The sequence below is a fragment of the Draconibacterium sp. IB214405 genome (assembly GCF_033963885.1).
Classification (GTDB): domain Bacteria; phylum Bacteroidota; class Bacteroidia; order Bacteroidales; family Prolixibacteraceae; genus Draconibacterium.
Window position 1 is genome coordinate 704,045 of sequence record NZ_JAXBMA010000002.1, and the last position, 24,950, is coordinate 728,994.

General features: G+C 39.9%; 17 protein-coding genes. 9 read left to right on the top strand and 8 right to left on the bottom strand.

The annotated features are described in order from the left end of the window. Window positions 1-133: 133 nt before the first annotated feature. The 4 genes from SLH46_RS09185 to SLH46_RS09200 form a co-directional block, all read right to left on the bottom strand. Window positions 134-892: a LytR/AlgR family response regulator transcription factor gene (locus tag SLH46_RS09185; RefSeq protein ID WP_320280880.1), complete on the bottom strand. Its 759-nt coding sequence runs from the start codon at window positions 890-892 to the stop codon at window positions 134-136. Further along, window positions 873-1,949 carry a sensor histidine kinase gene (locus SLH46_RS09190; RefSeq protein ID WP_320280881.1) on the bottom strand — a complete coding sequence of 359 codons (1,077 nt, stop codon included), beginning with the start codon at window positions 1,947-1,949 and terminating at the stop codon, window positions 873-875. The genes SLH46_RS09185 and SLH46_RS09190 overlap by 20 nt, the downstream gene beginning before the upstream one ends. Before the next feature lie 181 nt (window positions 1,950-2,130). Beyond that, a complete protein-coding gene (locus SLH46_RS09195) occupies window positions 2,131-3,459 on the bottom strand; it encodes an MFS transporter (RefSeq protein ID WP_320280882.1) in 1,329 nt (442 codons plus the stop codon). A 13-nt stretch (window positions 3,460-3,472) separates the two neighbouring features. After that, entirely contained in the window at window positions 3,473-4,492 is a 1,020-nt protein-coding gene (locus SLH46_RS09200) for a zinc-dependent alcohol dehydrogenase (protein ID WP_320280883.1), read from the bottom strand. A gap of 279 nt (window positions 4,493-4,771) precedes the next feature. On the opposite strand from SLH46_RS09200, the gene SLH46_RS09205 reads away from it, so the two are divergent. From SLH46_RS09205 to SLH46_RS09225, 5 genes are all read left to right on the top strand, one after another. Beyond that, a complete protein-coding gene (locus SLH46_RS09205; protein WP_320280884.1) occupies window positions 4,772-5,788 on the top strand; it encodes an alpha/beta hydrolase in 1,017 nt (338 codons plus the stop codon). A 10-nt stretch (window positions 5,789-5,798) separates the two neighbouring features. Next, window positions 5,799-7,382 carry a hypothetical protein gene (locus SLH46_RS09210; RefSeq protein ID WP_320280885.1) on the top strand — a complete coding sequence of 528 codons (1,584 nt, stop codon included), beginning with the start codon at window positions 5,799-5,801 and terminating at the stop codon, window positions 7,380-7,382. A 59-nt stretch (window positions 7,383-7,441) separates the two neighbouring features. Further along, the gene (locus tag SLH46_RS09215) at window positions 7,442-9,268 is read left to right on the top strand and encodes a hypothetical protein (RefSeq protein ID WP_320280886.1); all 1,827 of its coding nucleotides are present in this window, start codon (window positions 7,442-7,444) and stop codon (window positions 9,266-9,268) included. A 400-nt stretch (window positions 9,269-9,668) separates the two neighbouring features. Further along, window positions 9,669-10,037 carry a hypothetical protein gene (locus SLH46_RS09220; RefSeq protein WP_320280887.1) on the top strand — a complete coding sequence of 123 codons (369 nt, stop codon included), beginning with the start codon at window positions 9,669-9,671 and terminating at the stop codon, window positions 10,035-10,037. 250 nt (window positions 10,038-10,287) lie between these two features. Continuing rightward, complete coding sequence (locus tag SLH46_RS09225; RefSeq protein WP_320280888.1) at window positions 10,288-11,844, top strand: ArnT family glycosyltransferase; 1,557 nt, start codon at window positions 10,288-10,290, stop codon at window positions 11,842-11,844. 26 nt (window positions 11,845-11,870) lie between these two features. On the opposite strand, the gene SLH46_RS09230 is transcribed toward SLH46_RS09225, so the two are convergent. The 3 genes from SLH46_RS09230 to SLH46_RS09240 form a co-directional block, all read right to left on the bottom strand. Beyond that, window positions 11,871-12,593 (bottom strand): peroxiredoxin, encoded by a 723-nt coding sequence (locus tag SLH46_RS09230; protein ID WP_320280889.1) that lies wholly within the window; start codon window positions 12,591-12,593, stop codon window positions 11,871-11,873. Window positions 12,594-12,886: 293 nt separating this feature from the next. After that, entirely contained in the window at window positions 12,887-13,543 is a 657-nt protein-coding gene (locus tag SLH46_RS09235) for a DUF2202 domain-containing protein (RefSeq protein ID WP_320280890.1), read from the bottom strand. A gap of 227 nt (window positions 13,544-13,770) precedes the next feature. Then, complete coding sequence (locus SLH46_RS09240) at window positions 13,771-14,955, bottom strand: hypothetical protein (RefSeq protein ID WP_320280891.1); 1,185 nt, start codon at window positions 14,953-14,955, stop codon at window positions 13,771-13,773. Window positions 14,956-15,212: 257 nt separating this feature from the next. Between SLH46_RS09240 and SLH46_RS09245 the strand changes: the two genes are divergently transcribed. After that, window positions 15,213-15,899, top strand: coding sequence for a response regulator transcription factor (locus SLH46_RS09245; RefSeq protein WP_320280892.1), 687 nt, complete (start codon window positions 15,213-15,215; stop codon window positions 15,897-15,899). Between the two features lie 325 nt (window positions 15,900-16,224). Here SLH46_RS09245 and SLH46_RS09250 read toward each other — a convergent pair whose 3' ends face one another. Then, window positions 16,225-17,109 carry an AraC family transcriptional regulator gene (locus tag SLH46_RS09250; protein WP_320280893.1) on the bottom strand — a complete coding sequence of 295 codons (885 nt, stop codon included), beginning with the start codon at window positions 17,107-17,109 and terminating at the stop codon, window positions 16,225-16,227. 218 nt (window positions 17,110-17,327) lie between these two features. Between SLH46_RS09250 and SLH46_RS09255 the strand changes: the two genes are divergently transcribed. From SLH46_RS09255 to SLH46_RS09265, 3 genes are read left to right on the top strand one after another with little or no spacing between them, the layout of a single operon-like run. Beyond that, complete coding sequence (locus SLH46_RS09255; protein ID WP_320280894.1) at window positions 17,328-18,719, top strand: sugar porter family MFS transporter; 1,392 nt, start codon at window positions 17,328-17,330, stop codon at window positions 18,717-18,719. A gap of 21 nt (window positions 18,720-18,740) precedes the next feature. Continuing rightward, window positions 18,741-22,082, top strand: coding sequence for a DUF5107 domain-containing protein (locus SLH46_RS09260; RefSeq protein WP_320280895.1), 3,342 nt, complete (start codon window positions 18,741-18,743; stop codon window positions 22,080-22,082). A gap of 15 nt (window positions 22,083-22,097) precedes the next feature. Further along, window positions 22,098-24,941 carry a sugar-binding domain-containing protein gene (locus SLH46_RS09265; RefSeq protein WP_320280896.1) on the top strand — a complete coding sequence of 948 codons (2,844 nt, stop codon included), beginning with the start codon at window positions 22,098-22,100 and terminating at the stop codon, window positions 24,939-24,941. Window positions 24,942-24,950: the final 9 nt, after the last annotated feature.

Here is a 24,950-nt window from a genome sequence, read left to right on the forward strand (position 1 = left end):
TCACGGTTAATTGATTTTCTACGTTTTAAGGTTTTGACCAATAAAAAGGGCAGAAGATTAATGTGTTAAGGTTGAAACAGATAAAATGCGGGGTGAAATGTTTAATAAAGGAGATGAAACGACCGACGAGAAATTACAGACCCGTGAACCAGTTTTTAAATTCGCCAACACGTGAACGGCTGATTAGAATTCGTTCGGGAGCAGGAATTTTTAAAACAACTGCTAATCTTCCGTTAAACCACGAGTCTAATTCTTTAATCGCTGTTCGAGAAACAATAAACTGCCGGTTAGCCCTGAAAAAATTGTCGGGATTAAGTTTGGTATTGAGTTCATCGAGCGTAAAATCCAACTGATAATCCTTTTTATCGCTGGTTACCGCTTTTACTTTTCCTTCTTTGATATAAAAAAATGCAATCTCTTCGGCTAATAACGGAACCATTTTACTTCCCTTAACCGAGGCCAGAAAATGGGTTTTGTAACTTTTTACCCGGTTTAATTCTTTGATGATCTCACTGATTTCTTTCCGGGTGGATGTTTCTCCGGTAAGTACATTGATTTTTTGAAACGCTTTCTCTACTGCTTCCTGTGTTATCGGTTTTAGGAGATAGTCAACACTGTTTACTTTAAAAGCGTTGATGGCATATTCGTCGTAAGCTGTGGTAAAAATAATAGGGCAGGTGATCTCGACAAATTCAAAGATTTTAAATGCAGATCCGTCGGCAATATGAATGTCCATAAAAACTACATCGGGTTGGGCATTGGTTTTAAACCACTGAATGGTAGACTTAATGCTGTCGAGAATGTCAACCACTTCAACATCATTCAGCTTTTTTAAAATATTAACCAACTGTTTTGCAGCCGGATTTTCATCTTCAATTATCAATGCCTTCATAGTTGTTCGGTTTAAGTAACGGAATTTCAACCCTGAACTCACCTTTGTCATCCATAATCGTAATTTCCTTTCCTAATAAACGAAAAAGTTTCGTAAGGTTCGAAAGTCCAATACCATTGCCTTCTTCAGTCGTAAGTTTCTCCTGAATTTTATTTACTACCACGATCTTCTCATCATCTGTTGAAAGCACCTCGATAAGCAGCGGATTACTTTTACTTATCTCGTTATGTTTTACCGCATTTTCGATTAATATTTGAATGGTTAAAGGCGGAAGGTTATAATAATAGAAACGATTGTCGATGTTGGTCTTTATGGATAAATTATCGCCGTACCTGATTTTTAACAGAAACAAATATGAATCGATAAAATCGAGCTCTTCGGACACCGTAACCGTTTGCTTTTTGTTGCTTTGAAGTGAATAGCGAAGTACCTGCGAAAGACGGTTAATATAGGTGCTGGCAGTTTTCGGCGATTCCTCCACAAGGTTATTTAATGCGGTAAGTGAGTTAAACAAAAAGTGTGGACTCATTTGATTTTTTAACGACTCAAACTGGCTTTGTACACTTTGTGTTTTTAGTTGTTCCACTTCCAGCTCCATGGTTTGTTTGTGGTGCAAAAAACGGATTACGTTTATACAGATTAAAACTATGGCGGCACAAAACAGGTTTCTTGTTATTGCTTCAATCTCGCGATGTCGCGAACGAAGATCGTATTCTGAGACGATATAATTATTTAACAGATTCAGAAGTAATATTCCAATAAAAACAAGCACCAGGGTGATAAATATTGAACTGATCACCCGGTTGATTTTTAATTTGTGCTGCACACTTAACGGCTGATAAAAGCGGTGGTTAACAACAAAAACTAAAAAGCCAAGAAGGAATGTGGCAATAAACTGCGCGATGATAAATACCGGAGGAAATTGAACTTCGTGGGAATGACGCCGAAAACCGTTATCGATAAAAATACTTGCTATCAGCGAAAAATGAATAATCAGGCTAATAACAAATGAGAGTATCAACGAAATTCTTAAATATTTCCCCGGCAATTGAATCATTGGTTTTTTCTTGTTACGGCTGTACCCGAAAAAATCGTTCCAGCCATTTTAACAGTTAAAGATACAAATACAATCGGCCTTTAAACGTTGAGGTGAATTGAAATGATGAAAATCCAGCTTAAAGCTACCTTTCAAGGTCGTAAAGCTTCATCCCCAATTTCAGCGGCTTGTGGTCAATCTTCTATCTCAAATTTTTAGATGGAATGTTATACACTGCCAGCCCGGCAACTACCAATGGAATTGAAAAGATGATAAACAAGGTAGAAATGGATAGTTGCATATCGGATAAAATACCAAATATTGCAGGTCCCACAATGGCACCAAAACGTCCAGCTCCCGTTGCCCAGCCAATTCCTGTTGTTCGCACCTCCGGTGCATAGACGCGGGTTGTAGCCGGCCAGAATCCGTTAAATCCACCTTGCACAAAAATTCCGATCAGGAAGGTAATAACAAACATTAAAGCATTGCTAAGCGGCAAATTACCGTAGGCTACCATGATGGCAAAAGCGATGATAAAAAAGGTGAAAATGAGCTTGCGGAGTTTAAACTTAGCGGCCAGCCAGCCAATTCCTGTACTTCCGATAAAAGCTCCAACGTTTAAGGCCGTTCCCACGTAAGTGGCCATTTTAAAAGGCATTCCGGCATCGGTGGCAATACTTGGTACCCAACTGATAAGTGTATACAAGGTCATAAAACCAAAAAAGATACCGATCCACAAACGAATCGTAGAAAATTTATATTCCTTATTGAACAGTGTTTTTACGCTGGCGGGCTCAGAAACTGTGATTTCCGGAAGCTGTTCGATTTCATCGTAACCTATTCTTTTTAGAATTCTATTTACTTTTTGCAACGCATTTTTTGGTTGCCGTATCAGCAGGTATTCAATGGATTCAGGCATAAACAATATAACCATTACCAACATTACAGCCGATATTAATCCGGCGACGAGATACGAAAAACGCCAGCCAAATTCGGGAACTGCCCAGGCAGTAAAAAAGCCCATAAAAATGGCCCCGATTGGATATCCGGCCTGTACAAATCCAACGGACAAATCTCTGCGGTAATTGTTTGAAAATTCGGCAGCAATCGCCGCCATTGTCGGAAGCAGACCACCAATTCCTAATCCTGCAAATAATCGTAATATCAACAGTTGGTAATAATCAGTAACCATCGATGATAAGATCATGGCTATCGCCTCTACGGCAACAGCATATATAAATAATTTTCTTCTTCCGATACGGTCGGCAATTGGAGCAACAAACAAACAACCCAGTGTCATCCCCGCTAAACCGGCGCTGTAAATGTAACCTTGCATCGCTTTAGTTAAGCCCCATTCGGCAAGAATCTCCGATCCGGTATACGACACTACCATCACGTCAATTCCATCGTTCATGTTTAAAATAAAACACATAATTACCACAAGCACCTGAAAAGGGGCCATTGCTTTCTGTGCGATGATGTTGGTAATATTTTGGTGTGTGAGTTGGTTTGATTCGTTCGAATTGCTCATTTTGTTGGTTTCTTTATTCGGAGATACTGACTACAATTTTACTTTCGTTTCCTTTTACTGCCTCACTGAGCGCCTCACTTAACTTAGTAAGCGGGTAATATTTCGATACGATAAAGCCGGGATCAATGACCTTGTTTTCTATCAAGCGGATACAGCGTTTAAAATCAAACGGATGATCGTAAATCAATGATGGAATAATATGGTTCCCTTTCCTTGAAATTAGGCGCGGATTAAATGCTGAACCTTCTTCTGAAAGCCCTAACAAAATAACGTCGACTCCTCTGGGAACCGATTGTATGGCTAAAGCCGCAGATTGCTCTGAACCGGCACATTCAAAAACAGCGGCCACTTCTTCATCATGAAAAACAGATTCATATATTTCTGCCGTTTCCTTTAATGAATTTCCACCTTTTACAAAGTGAGCACCCATTTCCACCGCCTTTTTGATCTTGGCTTCTACCAACTCTGCAACCAATACTTTATATCCCAACGATAAGGCGATGTGTGTAAGCAACATACCGATTGCACCCAATCCAATAACCGCAATGGTATCACCCGGTTTGGCTTTTGAGCGGTTTAAAGCTGCCAGTCCTACTGTTGTTGGTTCAATCGCTACGGCATTAAGGTCTGTAATTGAATCGGGCAGTGTATGTATAATATTTGCCGGCAGACAGATGTATTCAGCAAAACAACCTGTTTCATTTACACCGATTATGCGTTTGTTACGGCATACATTTCCTTTGCCACTCCAGCATTCCGGGCAATGCAGACAGGGAACATTGGGTTCTATAACCACGCGCTCGCCAACTCTCGATGATGAAACTCCTTCACCAACTTTTTCAATTACGCCAATTCCTTCGTGCCCAATAGTTAGCGGACTGTCCAGTCGGTGTCCGTTTTTAAACATATGAATATCCGAACCGCAGATACCAACCATGGTTAAACGAATCAGAACTTCATCATTTTTTGGCTCGGGAACAGGAGAATCGGACAGTTGAATATTGTTCGGTTCTATAAGATAGGTCTGTAGCATAATCGATTTACTTTCTATAAAAACAACTGCATAAAGTTATATCGGTTGAGTTGTATTTATATGCTGGTGTAAAAATAATAGGAGCATAAAACTATAAAATAATTCGTGATAGCAAGGTTTTTATTTTACTTTGAAAGTTAAGGAGGGTAAAAACTAACAAATTAGAAAATAAACTTAACTTTAACTGCCATAATTAAGCTTGTTCATTTTTAACTTAATAGTTATTCAAAATAGAGTGAGCAAGAAACCAGAGATTAACCAATAACAAAACTTTTACATATGAAACGAACAAATCAATTTTTATTGATTATTGCAGTATTGACTCTGTTTGTTGCCTGTGCACAGGTAACTGCAACTGATAATAAAGAGGGAGATTCATCCTCTTCCAAAACTACTCCGGCCTGGACTATCGACGACGTTCCAGTGGCAGCGAGTGTTGTAATGGAAAACCGTTATCCAAAAACGCCAATAAGTTTTCCCGGAGGCGTAACGGGATACCAGGATCTTGTTTATCAACAGATTTCGGGTTATCGTCCACAGCGACTTGATTTGTACTTTCCTGCAGATACAACCACTACACATCCGCTAATCATGTATATTCACGGAGGTGGATGGCAAAACGGGCACTCGCGTAATTCCGGAGCTTTCGATAACTGGCCGGCAACTTTGGCGATGTTAGCTTCGCGGGGGTATGTAGTAACTTCCATCAATTATCGTTTGGGTGGGGAAGAAAAATTTCCGGCGGCTATTCAGGATGTAAAAACAGCTATTCGTTGGTTGCGAGCAAATGCGGCAGAGTATGGCATCGATAAAGATAAATTTATGGTTTGGGGAGCTTCTGCAGGTGGTCATTTGGCAGCATTGGCAGGAACTTCAGGTGGTGTAAAAGAACTGGAACCTGTTAATTTACCCGATGAATTGGCCGCAGAGTCAGATCAGGTTCAGGCAACTGTTTGCTGGTACGGAATATTCGATCTCTCAGGAATGGGCGAAGGTGGCGGTCCCGGCGGTTATTTTGCCGGGAAAGCAAAACTGGCTAGTCCGGTAAACTATGTAGATGAAACGGATGGAGCTTTTCTGCTGATTCACGGATCGGAAGATCCTGTAATTCCTTATCAGCAGTCGATTGATTTTAATGAACTGCTTACGGCAAATAACCTGAAATCCAGTGTTCATATTATTCCCGGAGTTGCACATAGTTTTATCGGCGAAACTGCGGAAAGTACAAAAGAGGCAAGTATTGAATCGTTGCAAATGGTAATGGATTTTATGGATGACGTTTTTAAATCAAACTAATAACCAGAATATGCAATTAACTAAACTAAAACTTTCACTACTGAAATTAATGCTTCTTGCCATATTTTCGGTCGTTGTTCTTCAGGGATGTAATACAAAAATGGAAAACCCGGGAGTTGCAAATATAGACCACATTCTGGCCTACACAGACCTTTGTTTTTATGGACAGAAGCTGACCAAAGTAGAAATTACCTATAATCAGAACGTCGATCTTTCGAATGTGGAGCCAGGTACTTACGTTATCATGGATCGCGGTTATGCCAATCCTGATTTTGATACTGTTAAGGTAGAATCTGTTGAAGTGGACGGCCAGCAAGTAACACTGAATATCACTACTGATACCGAAGCCCTGGAAAGCAATACTTTTGTATACAGCGGTGATAATGACACCGGACAACGTGCTAAAAATCCAATGGGAGTGTATGTATCCGGACCATGGTATAGAACTATTGATGGAACAATACATTTTGGAGAAGAAGATTCTGAAAATTACAAAGCAAATACTACACGAGAAGGTTACCAGGCCAGGCCGTGTCTGGAACTAAAACTATATCATTCGGGCGAAACAGAAGATGTTGCAGCTTGTCTTGCCAATGAGGATGGTTCTTTCAATTCGGAAGGACTTTGGTTGCCGACAATCGATGCAAATTATGGAGAGGCGGGGTTTCAGTCATTCGAAGAGTTAGGAATTGAAGTGGCAACAACAGCAACTGACGGAGACCAGTTTGTAAAAGGTTGGGCCTGTTTTCCTGAAAACTTTGATGCAGGCAGAGCTGAAAAATATCCTTTGATCATTAGTATTCAGGGATATGGAATTTCGTATTGGAAACTGGAAGATGGCACGCACAATTTTGGAACAGCATTGAGTTTCGATGGTTCTGCTTTTCGATGGATGGGAACAGATGCAATTGTTTTGAATATTCACGACCGAAGTCATACGGGTGGAGACGAGTACAAATTTTATGAGGACGACTACAACGTGATTCAATATTTTATAAGCGAGTATAATGCCGATCCCGAAAAGATAACACTAACAGGAAATTCACGAGGAACGATTGCCGTGAATACGATTGCTGCAACTTATCCTGGTTTGATCAATACGCTGATTCTGAATAACGGATCAATGGGAACCGGAATTGCAGGCAAAAATATGTTTGAAGGGGCCTGGACAGAAAAGGAGTGGAAACAAGCCGCCAAAAGTGGTATTAAACTTTGGGCTTTTGATGGGGAGCAGGACACGAACAATAAGGACACCTATAAAACGGCGATTTCGTATTACAAAGCAGCCGGTTGGCCGGATGAATGGATCACTGAAAATATCCGTTTAACCGGATTCCCCTCGAACCTGTATTACTACTGGGGTGAAACAGACCATTCAACCACCAAAATGACTTACTGGTATTTTTTTGATCAGCCTTATTACGGCCCGGATTGTAAAATTGAAGAAGAAAAGTTGGTATATAATTCTAAATTAAATGTTGGAGACACCTACCAGTTAAAAGGTCGCTTGGTTGATGGAGTATACAACAAAGAAGGTTTCGACTATACAATTTATGGTGAAACATTGCGGGATTGGGTTTTGTCGCGCGAATAGAATGATATTTGTTTTAACAGCTTCGCTAAACTTATTTTTGAACGAGAAACGCAGTACGAATGAAAAATCTTACTAAACTGTTCGCCTTATTGGTATTTGTTATTTTATGCCTTCAAACGAATGCACAACCCGGTTTTGGTGGACCCGGAAAAGATGTGATAAGGGAATTTACGCCAAAATCATTGGATAAAATTGCTCCACCGGAATATGACTTTCAACGGGCCAACAAATTACCCTTAACCGGATATTTTGAGAAGTCGTTTGAAGTAAACGGACAAAATCGAACTGCAAAAATTTATATCTCGTCAGCAGCTCCTGTTCGCCCGTTTTTTACCGTAATTGCAGTTCCTGAAAAGGTAAATACTACTGATTTTTTGGTGGCAAGTGGCTGGCATGATCTGGCTGAAAAAAACGAAGAATGTTTGTTGTTGCTGGAAGCCGGCAAAGATGGCTGGGGAGATGTAAATTCGGAGAAGCAATATATCGATTCAGTAATGAAGTTTTATTCACGAAACAACTATTTCTCAACGTTCGGGATAAGTTATTTGCTGGGATTTGATGGGGGAGGAACGGCATTGGAAGTCTGGTCTGCTGAAAATCCGTTGAAAGTGATAAGCCAGGTTTTTATCAATACCGAAAGTCTGCGAGATGATTTTTATGAGACGCAAGCCAACAAATTTATGGATGGAAGTTCGTCGGGTTATAAGGCGATTGAAATTCCGGAAGAAATACGTATTGCCTCTAATGAGATTCCGGTTCCAACACTGTTTATTAATTCCGATTTAAGCAAAGTGGAAACCAGCATGGAATACTGGAGCGATGTGAACGATGTTGAGACTGCCTCTTCTTCGATTGCTGAGTATTTTTGGGGTGCAAAAGTTTATCCTCAGGCAAAAGATTCAAAAGCATGGGCAACGGCATATTCAGGCCCTGTTTCAAAAGTGGCCACCCTGGAAGCAGCTAGTGATGTTCTTGATCCCAATCTAAATAAGATAGTACATGAATTTCTGACTGAATACGTTGCTTACGATAACACCACTGCCTATGGCAGACATTTGGCGCTTCGAAAACCTTATGGAGAAATACGGAATATGCTGGTGAAAAATGAATTGCGCGAATTTCAGGTGTATGTGTCCGAGTCAGCTGCAAAAATGTGGCCGGAAGGAGCGCCTGTCGTTTTTGTTTTTCCCGGAAACAGTCAGACCGACAAAGTATTTTTTCACAATACACTTTGGTGGAAAGTTGCCGATCAGGAAGGGTGTATTCTTGTAATTGTTTGTGAAACATATAGCAACAACTCAGTTTCAGTAAGTCATGCAAATACCGGACTGTTTTACGAGCAGCTGGCGGATTATATGAAAAAGTATTATCAGGTTGATACCACCCGGTTTTATGCCACCGGACAATCGGCCGGAAGTTTTGCTGTTCAGGGATTTGGGATCACCAATCCCGATTATTTTGCAGCAATTGCTTCAACATCGGGATTAAGTTCGGTTAGCAACGAAGCCGGTTTTGGCCGAACTTCGGTAGAAGATGCATCGTATAAAACCATTCCGAACTATTGTATTATTGGCGAAGGCGACATTGAAATGATGACCGGAACGCTTTGGGATGACACCGAAAACATGTTGGATGCTTGGGCCGAATATTATTTAAAAGCCAATAAGCTCGGTTCGATTGGAGATGGCTCGAATGTGGAAAAAGACGGCCGTTTTTATACTTGGACATGGAAGAACGAACAGGATATTCCGCTTTTTAAAGTTGGGCGTACCTTGTATCGGGCACATAATTGTATTCCGGCGGAAATGCCACGTTTGTATGACTTCTTAAAACACTGGTCGTTAAAAGAAGGTGTTCGGTATTACGATGGTGTTGCGGTGAAATAGTCTGTGTAAGTTGTTCTCTTGTTGAATTTCAGTAGTTTGTGAAGGATTTGATGGTTGATTTATAGTGGTTTTGTCTGTCGATTTTCGTAAATTGAATAGATAACCAAAAATACATTAACTGATTTCCGGGAAAAAGTAACTACTGTTTATTCGCCCCGAAGTTCTAAAACTTCGCACGATGAGGTTTTTGTCAACATTCTTGCTTTATCTATTGCTGAGCTTTACTATTATTACCTGTTATGGTCAAACTCAGAACAGGAATCTTTTTTCAAATTATCAATCTATTGTAAGCAGTAATTACAGAGAGTCTGACAGCCGGGCCAGTGTTTACACCTATCGGAATTCCAGTGTCAGCTTCCTCCATACAAACTATTTCAAGGGTACAAACTCCTTTTCGTGCTTGCCATCCGCATCTTATGCGTCCGAAAGAACAAGTGTTGAGAACGGAGCGATTCTTGGCGGATTAGCCGGATTTCTTGCCGGTGGTGTTGTTGGTGGTTTGGCTAGTCCCGAAACTAATCTTGCAGCATCTGTTCTGGCTATTTTCCTTAATGAGGAGGAAAACAATGAAGTTATAGAAGAACAGATTCCCTATATTGTAATTGGTACTTTAGCCGGAGTAGCCATGGGTGCGCTTATTGGCAAAAGAAGAGAACGAATGACAATCCGGAATCAGGAGTTTCTCATTGACTTCCAACCTGAAATTGCATCAACTTCGGTATCAACACATCAAATAGTTTTTGCATTAAATATTTCGATCTGTTACTAATATCACTCTTTACTTTCCACATTTTTACTACTTTTCTTTTTGAATTTTCATCAGGGAAAATTTCTTAAAAAATTAGGACATACAAGCATTAATATTTTTCAGAAATGAAAACTTTATGCGCAGACGGAATTAATTAAATATGTTTTTAAATGTTTTGTAAAGAGGGATTTGAGCTGAGATAGAAAAACAAAAGAAATGTACACTTGTTTAGTGTATGGTGATCATGTGAGGGTGTTTTTAAATCGTTAAAATGAAGTATTTTTTATTGATATTGATTTTTAGCAGTTTGTTGTTTTTCTCGTTTTTGGGCGGAACGAGTGTTTTTCAGGTTGCAGAAGCTAGAAATGCTGAATGTGCCCGGGAAATGATGGAAAGTGAAGAGTGGATTGTGCCGACTTTTAACGGCGAGCTGCGTACGGATAAACCGGCATTGGAATACTATGGTATGATTGCCGGATACAAACTGCTTGGAACAAATGAAGGAGGTGCCCGTTTTTTCTCTGCTTTGTGTGGGATGCTGGTTGTGTTGGCAACCTATTGGATTGCACGCCGCCATTGGAGTGAAAAGGCTGCCTGGTGGTCAGCATTAAGTATGTTGGCTTCAATTCATCTTATTGTGCAGTTTCGTTTGGCCACCCCCGACCCTTACCTAATTCTTTGTCACACACTGTCAATTTACTTTTTTTACGAAGGTTGGTATTCACACCGCTGGAAGTGGTTTGCTTTGATGTATATTTTTCTGGGACTGGGAATTTTTGCCAAAGGTCCGGTTGGCTTGTTATTGCCGGGATTGACATACTTGCTTTTTATGCTGGTTACAAAAACGTTGACCTGGAAACGGATACTGGAACAAAAACCCTGGTGGGGAGTTTTAATTGTTACAGCGGTGGCATTACCCTGGTATTATGCCGTCAGCGTGAAAACAGGTGGTGTGTGGACTCGGGCTTTCTTTTTCGAGCATAATTTAAATCGTTTTGATACAGGATTAGACGGCCATCATGGTCCGTTTGTGATGCCGGTTTTATTTGTATTAGCCGGAATGCTTCCGTTTTCTGTGTTTGCAATTCGTGCATTTAAAGAAACCTGGCGGCAACGAAAAACCAATTCGCTTCTTTTGATGACCGCTTTATCAACCATCGTTGTTATTGTATTTTATGCCGTATCACATACAAAGTTGATCAATTATACATCGCCGGCTTATCCTTTTTTGAGTTTGATGGTTGGGAGCACAATTGCCGGATTAAGTGCAAACAAAGTGACGTATCAAAAATTGCGAAACGAGATTTATATCATCGTGTTTATTACACTTGTACTACCCGTGGCTGTATTCTTTTTTGCAAGAAATACTCCGCCATTACAGGGCATTGGCTGGATCGCCTGGTTCCTGTTTTTGCTTCCGGTAGGAGGCGTTGTTGCCCTGGTATTGCGGAAAAGATCGATACAATACGGATTGTGTGCGATTGCTGCGGCTTTTATGGTTACAACATTTATTATTTTCTGGAAACCATTTCAGGTAATGGATGATCAGTCGCCTGTTCAAAAATACGAGGCGCTGGTAAGTTCGCATAAAGAAGTGGTTGCCTACAAAGACTTTGATAATGCATTTGCGTTTTATGCCGAAAAACGAATTCCTGTTTTTCAACAAGAGAAGCAATTAAAAGCCTATCTGGCCAGCCACGAAGATGTGTTGGTATTGTGCAGAGACCGGGATTTGAGTTATATGGATAAAATTGCTAATCTACAGTGTATCGGTAAACATCACGACTTATTTAGCCGATGTTCAACAGGAGTTTATCACGAGCGTTAGACTGGTTCTGGCAGTTCATCCAGTTGCTACTTCCTCATCTTTTTAAACCACATGTATTCTCCTTTATGGTAATACTGATCTTTTAGTTCCGGATTTTTCTCTAATTCGTCAGATGTATATGGTTTGTGAGGTACAAGCACGTCGTCTCCCGGTTGCCAGTTTAAGGGTGTCAGCACGTTGTCATTTTGTGTGAGTTGCAATGCTTCAACGGTTCTTAAAATTTCATCCATGTTTCTGCCCACACTCATCGGATAAAATGTAATAGCCTGGATGATATTGTTCGGGTCAATAATAAAGACACCTCGAACATCTCTTTTGTCGTTCATCGACTGATGCAACATGCCATATTTTTGCGAGACTTCTCCTGCAAGATCGGCTACAATAGGATATTCTATTGTGATGTTTTCATTTTCTTCATTCAGAACTTTCTCCATAAACTCCTTCCACAATAAGTGTCTTTCTACTTCGTCAATAGAAACAACGGCAACTTTTACACCCAGCGAATCAAATTTTTCCTGGTTACGGGCAAGGCCACATAATTCGGAAGTGCAAACGGCAGTAAAATCCAGCGGGTGACTAAATAATATTTTCCAGTGTGTTCCAAAATCTTCCGGGAAGTTCAATATTCCGTTTGTCGATTTTTCGGTAAACGAGGGGGCTTTATCTCCGATTAAAGGAATAGGATTCTTTTTTGACCAGCCGGTTGTAGAAATAAGAAGAATTAAAAACGTAATCGCCAGTTGTTTCATAGTTTCAGTAATTAAGTTGTAAAAGTTTGCAAAATGTTATTGTTATCAAGCAATAACATACTTTTAGAATGAAGGTTCGTTAACGCGCTGTTAATTACTGAATTTTACTTCACATTATTTCTGGTCTGCTTTAACAGTTTTATTATGTAAAGCCAAAACTTCTAATTTTTTTTCGTTAAAAGTTTGGGGCATTAACCAATTTGTCCCAAGGCGTGGATCCCGTCTTTTTATTTGCGATTTCTTTAGCTGGTTTTATTAGCGTCTTTTGGTTGTAATTCTAACTGATTTGGTATTTAGTTTTGGTTATTGATTATATCATTAAACTGATCGGCCGGCAAAATTCTTGGTTGGTAATCAATTCCCCTATTGCTCAGATCCTTAACAAAAGCTCTCAAATGGTTCTCTGATCCGCTTATCAGGTTTCCGTATACCTGAATAATATTCTGCACTTCAGTTTTCGATGCAAGGTTAGCAATGTCTTCAATATCAGTTTCTTCAATAAGTGCCCCTACAACCAGTGCCGAATCCAGATTAATGTCCCCCAAAATCATCAGGTCATTAAAAAGCTCAGCCAGCGATGGATCATTAAATTCTCCAATTACATCAATAAACGGATCATCAAGGTTGTAGTAATTTAATAGTCGCAAAATAGCATCGGTATGAACCTGTTCGCTTTGCGAGATATTATCGAAAACCTGGTGGTTATACTTCGAAAATAAAACCAGGTAAGCATCGCGTGCCAGTTTTTCTTCTTCCCGCATAAAAATTAATCCCAAACTATCGGTTTCGGTTAACGACAAAACCTGTACTGCCGTACTGCCATTTAGTGATTTTGCTTCCGTGTTATCGGAATTTGCAAGGTCCTCATCGTTTTGTTTCTCGGAGCAAGCTGAAAGCGTAAAAACCATAACAAGAATGGCCATTTTAAATAACATTCGTTTTGTTTTCATCACATGAATTTTTAGTTATTATTGATATAGCATCTGTTGACGGTTTTTAATTTTCTGACCAAACCTGGCAATTGCAGTTGTTGCAACAAAGTTTTTGGAAGATTTCGCAACCTTATTTTCGGATTTAAGAGAACCATCTGCCCAGGGAAGGCAGACGGTTACTCTTCATCACTACAAGGGAAAAAATTACTATAAACCCACATTTACCGTAGTACTTCTATATTTTTTTAATGTTGATAATTCGGAAGGAAAATTATATTCGAATCGCCATGTATAAAGTCCAAAACCTGCACTGCATCGTCGATGGCAATGGCAAATCCCAAAACTTTTGTATGGTCTGACAGTGACCAATCGTAGGTAAATTCAGGCTGGTCACCAATTCCTTTATAATCGACCTCTCCTTCAAAAATCTCATAAATTGAAAAAACCGGACCTTGTGAAATACCATTCTCATCTAAAGGAAAATATTCATTATCCCATACCAGAAACTGTATATACCTGTCTTTGTATATATCTCGTTTATACTGAAATTGAGCATCTCCGAGGCGGGGTTCGGTGAAATTCCAGTAATAATTTTCGTCGTTGTTAAAATCGTAATCGTGTTCATTTAGTATCGGATTCAGGCCAGTACAATCCAGAAAACCATTAATGTATACTACTTCATCGATATCAACCGTTCCTGTTTTGTCCGAACCGGCAGAAAAACATCCTGTTGCCAGCAGTAACGGATCGATGTGATAGGTTTCCCCCAGAAATCCCATCCGGTTTTGGTTATTGTTCTCTTCGGTTTCTTCGTACATGTATTTCATTAGGTACTGGTACATGGCCATGTTTTCGCGCGGCGAGTCGATGGTTTTGGTCAATACCAACACGTCATTATCGTTATAATTCCAGATAGAAAGCCGTCCACAGTAATCAAGCGTAAAATCATCTCCGGCATTAATAACTTTCATGGCTTCTTCAAAAGCCTGGTCTAAAACCGATTGCGGCGAACGAACAATGTTTAACCGTCCGAAGTCGACCTCGATAACCGGAGCACCTTCCGGAACTTCTCCAAATTGATCAAGTTCAATTTTATTGCCGTCGGCATCAATTGGTTGAACAAAGAATTCATCGTCATCTTGTTCACCATCTTCATCAAGGTCTCTCCACGTCATAGAGGGAACACCATTGGCGTCTCTAAGTAACACATACAGATCGCCGTAGTCGCCACCTCGGGTGGTTCCTGATTCTTCGTTTGCCTGAATATGATCGTTGGCATCTGTATCTCCTCCGGCCCATTCAGGCTGGTCAGAATCTTCATCGGAGAGGGCAATAAAATCTTCTTTTTGGCAATTGCTTAAGAGGATAGTCATACAACAAAGAATAAAAAACAAAAAAACAATGCGGGAATAGCGGAAAATTGTTTTCATGATAATGGATTTTAGTGGTTAAAAAAATAACCCTGGATTTTATTCGGACATTACTATTAGGTATTATCAATTTAACGAAATTAGAAAGGCCAGACAATCGTGATTTCGTTGTTTTTAGTTGAGAGTCAGGCTAGTTCGTATTCAACATTTTGGCTATGGAATGTAGACGTGGATCTACGCTGTCTCAACAAAAATATGATTTTCGGCAAGCAGGGGATTATGTAATTTTTTTGTAACTTGTATATCATTCTATTGCTATGCTACCCAATGAACAAATCAAAATATTAGTTGCCTACGAACAGAAATTGGTGGCCGATTGCCTTGAGTCTTTTCTATCTCATCACAAAAACTTTCAAATTGTGGGTGTTGTGGAAAACGATGAGAATCTTTTTGATTCAATTACAGAATTGCGTCCGGACCTGATTATTTTTGAATTTATGTTGTGGTCGATAAAATATATCGACTACATGTCGAATTTAAACAGGCAATTTCCACAGCTGAAAATTATTCTTTTATCGGAGTTAATATCTCGCGAACTAATGGCGAAAATAATGCCTTTTATAAATGGGTATATCGTTAAAACCTGTCCGGCCGAAAAAATTATAAACGCTATTTATGAGATTCAAAATGCCGGAAAATATTTATGCCCGAAGGCAGTCGAGAAATTTTTTACATGCACAAAAGGAGATAAGAGTAATTCAACCTTAACAAGCCGTGAAAAACAAATACTTGGTACCTGGATTACCGAAGAAACCTCTAATGCTGTTGCTGATACTTTAAATATTAGTGAGTCAACCGTTCGTACGCATCTAAAAAATATTCGCGAAAAACTGGGAAGTGTTAATCACCTGCAGATGATGATTTATGCCTGCCAACACAACCTAATAGGAAAAGAACATAAACCGGTTTGTCCGAATTGCCGTTTTTTTATTAGCCCTTCGTAATTGCTGTTGTTTCAAAATTCTTTTTCATTCATTTTTTTTCAATACATGATATCGCATGTAATTCGATATTATTGCAGATTAACTTTAACATTACAGTTTTATTTTGAAAAGCTCTCAATTCACTGCCAATTAGTAAGGGACAGGAGGAAAGTAAAAAAGAGGGAGTAGGTGTAACAGGATATTTATTTTTGTAATTTATTAGATACTTTTTTTCTTTAAAATGCTGTATAAAATCCACATCCAAATATTTAAAATACTTCAAACTAGTTGTCAAGCATGTACTCCTTTCGAATTAAAATGGTATTAGTCAGTTGTCTGAAAAAGATTATGACGTTAAAACGCGTCCTTTTCGATATTCTCTGGGTGAGTGATTCATTACTTTTTTAAACAGCCTCGAAAAATAAAACTGATCTTCTATTCCAACTTCACGGGCAACATCCGCTATCGATAGCTCCCTGTTATCAAGTAGCCGACACGATTTTTGAATTTTCAATTGGTTAAAATAGTCGATGGGAGGGAAACCGGTTCTGCTTACAAAAAGCCTGGAGAAATAGGAATCAGAAAGATGAACTACTGCAGCCAGTTTTTTAAGTGTAATTTTATCCTTTAAATTTTCCAGCATGTAGTTAATCGCTAAATCAACCGGATCATTGTTTATCCGTTCGTTAATACTCCGGTACTGGTTGATGTGGGTAAAGGTAGCCAGTAACCTGGGAAGACACAGGTTAACATATTCCAAAATTTCAATTCCATAACCCATTTCAAGGCTTTTAAAAATCTCACCGAATAGTTCAAGGCGTTCATTAATTCGCGAAGTATTGGTGCGTTCGATAGGAACTGGTTGAGAAAATGATTTGGAAATAAATTGAGATTTTTTCCCTCCCAGGTGTATCCAGTATATCGTCCATGGATTGTTTTTATCGGCATAGTAATAATGTGGCGTGTTTTTAGGAATAATGAAAAAGTGGTCAGGTGGAAGTGTATGTGTTTTGCCGGCAACTTTAACTGTCCCATATCCACTAACATTATAAATTAAAATGGACTGAGAGCTTCCGGATGGCCGTTCCCGGTAATGATAAAGTGCATGAGGATAATAGCCAATGTCGGTGATGAATAAATCTTCAAACATTGGATTTTGTGTTAGTTTTTGCAATGTGCTTTTAGGAATTATATAGCTCAGTTGACCGGGAAATCCTTCTTTTCTTTTCACTGCGTAAAAGTGTTTATTGTTAATGTTTGATTTTATTATTGTTTACGGATTTTAATTAGTTGGCTGAAATACATGGTATTGATGTCGCTGGTTATTGCCGGTAAAAATACAAATATTAAAGTTTAGAAGTCAATATAATCCATAAAAACAGAATATCATTCATGGTTTTTAATTTGGTAGTCTATTATTTTTGACCCTACAATAAAATAATCAAACCAATGAGTAAATCTGATTTTAATAAACAATTCATATTTGGAATAACTGCTGTGTCTGCCATGGGCGGACTTCTTTTCGGATACGACTGGGTAGTAATAGGTGGTGCCAAGCCATTTTACGAACGATTTTTTGATATTGCCTCCATTCCGCACCTCCAGGGCTGGGCAATGAGCAGTGCTTTAATTGGCTGTTTTCTGGGGGCAATAACATCCGGTTTTTTAGCTGACAAATTTGGTCGGAAATTATTGCTGATTATTGCAGCCGCATTGTTTACCATTTCCGCAATTGGAACCGGTGCTGTGAATAATTTTACAGTTTTTATATTATTCCGTTTAATTGGCGGATTGGGAATCGGATTGGCTTCGGCTGTTTCTCCTATGTACATTGCAGAAATATCGCCGGCACATATTCGTGGGCGCCTGGTATCCGTAAACCAGTTAACCATAGTAATCGGTATTCTTGCGGCACAAATTATTAATTATCTCATTGCAGATAATATTGCTGCTGATGCCACCGATGCCGATATTTTGAATTCGTGGAACGGGCAAATGGGCTGGCGATGGATGTTTTGGGCAGAAGTTGTTCCTGCTTCGGTATTCTTCCTGATGGCGTTTTTTATTCCTGAAAGTCCACGATTCCTTGTAAAAACAGGAAAGACCGAAAAAGCAGCTGCCATTTTAACCCGTATTGGAGGAAAAGAATATGCGCTTGCTGAAGAAAAAAATATTGAACATACCTTAACAACTTTCACAAAAAAGATTGCCTTTGGCGACCTTGTTCATAAAGATGTAAAACCAATTCTGATTATTGGAATTGTACTGGCTGCATTTCAACAGTGGTGCGGAGTAAATGTAGTATTCAATTATGCAGAGGAGGTATTTGTTTCAGCCGGATATTCAGTGGGCGATATGCTGTTTAATATTATCATTACAGGTGCTGTTAACCTCATTTTCACCTTGGTAGCCATGCGCGTTGTCGATACTATCGGACGTCGTAAATTAATGCTGTTCGGCTCAATCGGACTGGCGGTTATCTATTTTATTCTTGGTGGAAGTTATATGATGAAACTGGACGGAACGGTGATTCTGATCCTGGTTTTGTTCGGTATTGCAACATATGCAATGACGCTGGCACCGATTACATGGGTGGTCTTATCCGAAATTTTTCCAAATCGTATACGCGGCGCCGCAATGGCGGTTGCAACAACAGCACTTTGGATCGCAAGTTTTCTATTGACCTATACCTTCCCATTCTTAAATAAACTGTTTCATGCAGGTGGTACCTTTTGGTTGTATGCATTTATTTGTCTCGCCGGCTTCCTGTTTATTCTGAAAAGATTACCCGAGACCAAAGGTAAAACGCTGGAGGAAATCGAGGAAGAGTTAAAAAAGTAAGAACAATAAAATTGAATTATTATGAACGTTAAAGCCTGGCGTGAAAATTTGGTAATCCCTACCTACGAATTGGGAAAATCAGAAATAAATCCCGTCTTCTTTGAAAAGAGAGTTTACCAGGGATCATCAGGAAAGGTTTATCCGGTGCCGTTTATTGATAAGGTTTATGATCATAAAACAGATAGAAATTATGATGCTGCTTATCTTGAAAATGAATTTGTAAAGCTGGTAATGCTCCCCGAAATTGGTGGCCGAATATTTGAAGCCCAGGACAAAGCAAATAATAATTACAATTTTTTCTATCAACAGAAAGTGATTAAACCGGCTTTGGTTGGTTTAGCAGGTCCATGGATTAGTGGAGGTGTGGAGTTTAACTGGCCGCAACACCACCGCCCGGGAACGTATTTACCCAGCGATGTTTACATTGAAGAGGAAGCTGATGGTGCCAGAACAATCTGGATGTCGGAATATGATCCGATGTATCGATTGAAAGGGATGCATGGAATTCGTATTCGCCCAAACAGCGCTTTGGTTGAGCTGCGGGGACGCTTATTTAACCGCACGCCGTTAACACAAACATTCCTGTGGTGGGCCAACGTTGCGGTGGAAGTGCATAAAGATTACCAGAGCTTTTTCCCGCCCGATGTACATTATGTGGCCGACCACGCTGTGCGGGCGCAAAGCAGTTTCCCCTTTGCTGAAAACGATTATTACGGCATTCCATACCACGAAAGACCGGGAAGAAACGATTTGCGTAATTACAACAATATTCCTGTGCCAACCAGCTACATGGTTTGCGACACGAAATACGATTTTTTTGGAGGATACGATTTTAAAGAAGACGGTGGATTCATTCATGTGGCTAATCGACATATTGCACCGGGTAAAAAACAGTGGACCTGGGGGAGCGAAGATTTTGGCCGTGCCTGGGATCGCGAATTGACCGATAAAGGAGGCCCGTATTTCGAGTTAATGGCAGGTGTTTATACCGATAATCAACCCGATTTTACCTACCTGCTTCCATACGAAACTAAAACCTTTTCGCAATTCTGGTGGAGTTATAAAAATCTTGGGCCGGTACAAAATGCCAATAAAGATTTGGCAATCCGACTTGAGATTCAGCAAGGAAACAAATTGGATTTGGGTGTTGCCGGTAGTCGTAAATTCGAAAACCTTAAGTTCATTTTGGTGATCGGAAATGAGAAGAAAGTTTTTGAAAAACAAACGATATCGCCTGATAAGCCCTGGAAAGATTCTTCGATCCAGATTGAAGTCGGACAGGAGAATTCAATTTCGTTGATTGTAATTGATGAGCAGGGAAAAGAATTGATCGCTTATCATCATCGTGAGGTTCCGAAAGAACGCAATCGCAAACTGGCATTTGAACCTAAACAGCCGAATGAAATTGAAAGCGCGAATGAGTTGGAGTTGATTGGCGAACACTTGGAATTGTATCGTCATCCAACCCGATACCCGGAAACATATTGGAAAGAAGCCATCAAAAAAGATCCGAAAAGTTATAAATCATATATTGCTTTAGGCCGCGTCGAGCTTAAAAACGGCAAGTTTGCCGAAGCTGAAAAGAATTTCAGGACTGCCATTGATATCATAACCACTTATCATCCAAATCCTGCATCGGGCGAGGCGCATTATTTTTGTGGTTTAGCCTGTTCGTTCCAGAATAGGAAAGAAGAAGCATATGCATTGTTCTACAAATCAACCTGGAATTTCGAGTGGCGTTCGGCAGCTTATTATCAGCTGGCAACTCTTGATTGTTTGAAGTCGGATTACGAAACCGCTTTGGAACATCTTGAGGCATCTTTAGATACCAACCGTCAGAATAATAAAGCAACTATTTTAAAAGCTGTAATTCTGAAAAATCAGGGTAAAAAAGAGGCTGCTCAAAATGTATTGACAGAACTGTTCAAAACAGATCCGCTTGATCAGTGGGCAAAGTTTGAGTTGACAACTTTATCGGGAGAATATGCCGATTTTATTCAGTCATCACGAAACGATGCACAAACGGTAATCGACATTGCTTTTGATTATGCTGAAGCCGGTTTTTATCAGGAAGCAATTGCTGTTATTAAGTTGCATCAGATAAATGAAGTTCCGGAATGTGCTGTGCCAAATCCAATGGCAAAAGTGGTAATGACCGAGTTTGTTTTGGCCTGGTTATACGATTTAAGTGGTGATAGTAAAAAAGCTGTTGAGATCCTGGAAAAGACAAAATCAGCATCCTACGATTATGTTTTCCCATCTCGTACTTACGAACAACTGGTGTTGGAATGGGCCTTGAAAGTCGATGGTAAAAATCCAGTTGCAGCATTCGGCTTGGGTAACTATTATTTCAACCTGAAAAGGCATAAAGATGCAATCAGTGTTTGGGAAAATGCTGCCGATGCAAACCGTGGCTACGGAACACTTTATCGAAATCTGGGAATTGCGTATTGGAATACTTTTGAAGATGGCGAAAAAGCCCGGGCAGCTTTCTTAAAAGCTGTTGAACTGGCTCCGAACGATATGCGTATTCGATACGAATTCGACCAGTTGCGCAAAAAGCTAAACGACGATCCGAAACAACGATTGGAAGATCTGTTGTCTATCAAAGATCAAATTACAACACGCGATGATTTTTCGGTTGAATTGGCTGCGCTGTACAATTTTTGCGGTGATTACAAGAACGCGTTAAATCTGTTAGAGCATCGTAATTTTCACCCGTGGGAGGGTGGCGAAGGCCAGGTTTTACGACAATACACCTACGCTTGCTTAAAATCAGGACAAGATGCATTGAACGCAGGCGATGCTGAAACCGCTTTGGAATACTTTAATAGATCAGTGAATACCCCGGATAATCTGGGTGAGAAATACCATCCGCTTCAAGCTGTTGGGCACATTAATTACTGGAAGGGAATGGCGCTGAAAGCCATAGGGAAGACAGAAAGAGCCAGAGCACATTTTCTCGCAAGTAAAAACGAAGAAGGCGACTTTATCGACATGGCAGTGAGTGCCTATTCCGAGTTGTCGTTTTACAAAGCACTTTCGTTGAACGAATTGGGTGAGAAAGTTGAAGCTCAGGCTTTATTGCTTGATATAAAGAAGTTTGGTGAAGCTAAATTGAACGAGAAAGCACAGATCGATTATTTTGCTACTTCTTTACCCTTGTTACTGGTATTTGAAGATGATATTCAGAAACGAAACACCATGGATGCCAATTATTTGATTGCACTTGCAAATGTAGGACTTGACGAAAAGGAAAATGCAGAGAAGAAGCTGAAAGAAGTATTGCAGTTAAATTCTATGCATGTTGGAGCAAAAGATTTATTGGAAACAGTAGAAAAATCCACTTCTACATACAAATGATAAAAGCTTTACCACATGAAAAGATTAATAGGGTTTTGCATTGTATTGACTTTTGTAACTAGCGCTTGTAAACAGGCCGATTTGCCGGAATTAGACCTTGCCGGCGAGTGGAATTATAAACTCGACATACAAGAAATTGGTGAAAAAGAGAAGTGGTTCACTACCGATTTCCAGGGAAAAGTTAAGCTTCCAGGTGCTTTAAGGGATTATAATATCGGCGATGAACCAACTTTAAAAACCGATTGGACCGGAAGTATTTATGATAGTTCGTGGTATTTTAATCCGGCCATGGAAAAGTACCGCCAGCCGGGCAATGTAAAATTTCCGTTCTGGCTAACACCGGTGAAACATTACAAAGGAATTGCGTGGTTCCAGAAGGAAGTGGAGATACCTGCAAGTTGGGAAGGAAAAGACATGATTGTTTTTCTCGAACGTCCGCATTGGCAAACTACGGTTTGGATCGATTCGCTTGAAATTGGATCAGACAATAGTTTGTCTTCTCCGCATCAGTTTATTATTCCGGCAGCTACAGTTTCTGCAGGAAAGCACAAGCTAACAATTAAGGTTGACAATGCCATTCGCGACATTGATCCGGGAGTTAATTCTTCCAGTCTTACAGATCATACACAAGGAAATTGGAATGGATTGGTGGGAGTATTAAAAATCTATCCTGTATCAAATGTGCGAATTGATCAGTTGAAATTGATCCCAAACCTGGCGAATAAATCGATACAAGTTGACGTGAAACTGAATTCTGTACTTTCAAAAGGTAGTTTGGAATTCAATATTAAAGGACAAAATTTTGATGCTCAAATCGCAAAAATATCGAAAAACTGGGAAGACGATAAAAGTTCTATGACCTTTGAAATCTCAATGGGAGAAGCTATTAAAACCTGGAGCGAGTTTTCGCCGGATTTGTATGAAATGACAGTGTCATTAAAAGAGAATTCAGAAACTATTGATACCAAAGATGTTCAGTTCGGGATGCGGGAATTTACCGTAAACGGAAAACATTTTGAGAATAATGGAATTCCTGTTTTTTTGCGCGGAACCACTGAATGCTGCGTTTTCCCGCTGACAGGTTATCCGCCAACCGATAAAAAAGAATGGACACGGATTTTTAATATCTGCAAAGATTTTGGATTGAACCACATGCGTTTTCATTCGTATTGTCCGCCTGAAGCTGCTTTTTGCGCTGCCGATGAAGCCGGGATTTACCTGCATGTTGAAGGCCCCAGTTGGGCGAAGTATTCGACAACACTCGGCGATGGCAAACCCATCGATGACTATTTAATGAAGGAGACAAAACGAATTCTGGATACCTACGGCAATCATCCGTCATTTGTGATGATGGCATATGGAAACGAACCTTCGGGGAATTATGTACCTTATCTCGAAAATTGGGTTGATCATTTTAAAGCTTACGATTCGCAACGTGTATTTACTGGCATGTCGTCAGGACGCAGTTGGGCGATCATCGAAAACAGCGATTTTATAGATCGTTCTCCACCACGGGGTTTGGAGTGGAACAACAAACAACCTGAGTCGGTTTTCGATTACAACAATAAAACCGAAAGCCAGGAGCGCCCATACGTAACTTTCGAAATGGGACAGTGGTGTGTCTTTCCAAATTTCGATGAGATTGAAAAATATACAGGCTCCCTGAAAGCAAAGAATTTTGAGTTGTTCAAGGAGGATCTGGCGGATCATCACATGGCTGATTTAGCCGACGATTTTCTGATGGCTTCCGGAAAACTCCAGGCCTCGTGTTACAAACAGGAGATTGAAGCTACATTGAGAACAGCAAACCTTGCAGGATTTCAGTTGTTGAGTTTAAATGATTTCCCGGGACAGGGTTCTGCACTGGTTGGTGTTTTGGATGCATTCTGGGATGAAAAAGGATACATCACGGCAAACGAATTTAAACGTTTTTGTAACGAAGTTGTGCCGCTTGTTTGCTTACCCAAATTTACTTTTCAGGACAACGAAACATTAAAAGCCGAAGTTGAAATAGCCAATTTCAGCGGAAACGTTTTGGAAAATTCAACGGTTAAATGGAAGCTCTCAAACAAATCGGCGGAAATGCTTAAGGAAGGTGCTTTTGAGCCAACTTCCATTCCTGTCGGGCAAAACAATAAAATAGCTACGCTGGAAATTCCTCTTAATTTTGTTGAAAAAGCAGCACAATTTACCTTGTCGGTTTCGGTAGGAGAATATGAGAACAGTTGGAAAATCTGGGTTTACCCGGTTTCAAAATCAGAAATAAATAAAGAAAATATAGTAATTTTTGAAAAGCCCGGTCCTGAACTGGAAGAAGCTTTGAGCAATGGAAAGTCAGTGCTTTTGCTTGCAGCCGGAAATGTTGAAAACGGAAAAGATGTAGTGCAGTATTATGTGCCTGCTTTTTGGAACACATCGTGGTTCCGAATGCGCCCACCACATACCACTGGCATTTTAATTCAGAACGAACATCCTGTATTTGATGATTTTCCGACAGAAAACTACAGCGACCTGCAGTGGTGGGAGATCAGCAACCACCAGCAAGTAATGAACCTGGAAAATTTTCCTGTTGATTTTCGTCCGCTGGTTCAACCCATCGACACCTGGTTTATGAATCGCAGGTTGGCCATGCTCTTTGAAGCCAAAGTGGGAAATGGGAAACTGATGGTTTGCAGTGCCGATTTAAGCACTGATTTGGGCCAGCGTCCGGTTGCCGGTCAGTTAAAACAAAGTATACTGAATTATATGAAATCAGATCAGTTTGTTCCTGAAACCCAAATTGATTATGAAGTAATTGAAGAACTGTTTGAAAAGAAGGAGCGGGAAGGCTGGAAATCGTATGTAAGAGAAGATCCATAATTTTATATT